General features: G+C 68.3%; 1 protein-coding gene. It reads right to left on the bottom strand.

Annotated elements, in window-relative coordinates:
• The coding region (locus tag AC1DWF_RS34120) for an AarF/UbiB family protein (protein ID WP_476842913.1) at positions 1-600 on the bottom strand (600 nt) is incomplete at its 3' end.
• Positions 601-739 lie beyond the last annotated feature (139 nt).

Here is a 739-nt window from a genome sequence, read left to right as displayed (position 1 = left end):
CTGCTGGGAGGCCTCGCGCTCGTAGTCCAGCTCCTCGCGCAGGCGGTCCTTGAGCTCGGCGAAGGCCTCCTCGTTGTCGAGCGCGCTGTCCATGCGGCGATAGAGGCTGAGCGCGATCTTCAACTGCCTGAGATCCGCCTCCACCACGGAGGGCATGTCCGGATACTGCAGCTTGCAGGCGACCTCGCGCCCGTCATGCAGCGTCGCACGGTGCACCTGGCCGAGGCTGGCCGCGGCCGCCGCCTCCAGCCCGAATTGCGCGAAGCGCGACTGCCATTGCGGGCCGAGCTCGGTCTGCATGCGCCGGCGCACGAAGGCCGGGCCCATGGCCGGCGCGTTGGACTGCAGCGTCGCGAGTTCCCGCGCATATTCCTCCGGCAGCGCGTCGGGAACGGTGGCGAGGAACTGCGCCACCTTCATCATCGGGCCCTTGAGCCCGCCGAGGATGGCCTTCAGATCCTCCGCATGCGCGCCCTTGTCGGTCTTGAGGCCGAGGAAGCGCTGGCCGGCCACACGCGCTGCGATGCCGGTGACGGCGCCGGAGGTGCGCACCATGCGCCGCACCTCGCCGAAGAAGTTGTTGCCTTCCCGATCGGTCAAGAAGTGGTCTCCAGCTCGTCGATAAAGCCGGAGATCACGTCGAGGCCCTTCTTCCAGAAGTCCGGATCCGAGGCATCGAGGCCGAAGGGGGCCAGCAGTTCCTTGTGGCGCAGCGTGCCGCCGGCCTTCAGCATGTCCA

The sequence above is a fragment of the Aminobacter sp. P4_D5 genome (assembly GCF_056401815.1).
Note: the sequence above shows the minus strand (reverse complement) of the source record. Positions and strands in the feature narration are given on the sequence as shown.